Below are 529 nucleotides of genomic sequence, written 5' to 3'. Positions count from 1 at the left end.
TGGCGGGGCTGGAGGAAGGCACCAGCCTGACCGGCCGTTCCGCTCCGCCCGCCGCGATCAACGGCATCGCGAGTGCCGCGTTGTCCGATGAGCAGAACGCCCTGCTGGAGGCGGCCGTCGCGCGGCACGATTCGTCGCCCGCCGGATTGCTGCTGGCCGGCTTCGCGGCGTACCTGGCGCAGTGGAACGGCGTCGAGGACGTCATCCTGAGCCTGCCGGTGACCGCGCGCACCACCGCCGCGATGCGCCGCTCCGGCGGTGTGTCGTCGAACATCGTGCCGCTGCGGCTGCACGTCGGTCACGACACCACGGTGTCGGAGCTGCTGAAGCAGGTGCAGGTCGAAGTGTCCGGCGCGCTGCGTCACCAGCGCTACCGCCACGAGGACATCCGCCGCGACGCCGCCGGCGACGGCGTGGTGACCACGGAGTTCTTCGGGCCGTGGGTCAACATCATGCTGTTCCACGACGAGATCGTGTTCGGCTCGATGGTGGGCAATCTGCACGTGCTGTCCACCGGCAGCATCGAGGA

General features: G+C 69.8%; 1 protein-coding gene. It reads left to right on the top strand.

The window, feature by feature from the left end:
- Positions 1–529 (top strand): condensation domain-containing protein (locus NA4_RS38535; RefSeq protein ID WP_157129614.1); only part of this gene is annotated, 529 nt, incomplete at both ends.

The sequence above is a fragment of the Nocardia amamiensis NBRC 102102 genome (assembly GCF_001612745.1).
Classification (GTDB): Bacteria; Actinomycetota; Actinomycetes; order Mycobacteriales; family Mycobacteriaceae; genus Nocardia; species Nocardia amamiensis.
Note: the sequence above shows the minus strand (reverse complement) of the source record. Positions and strands in the feature narration are given on the sequence as shown.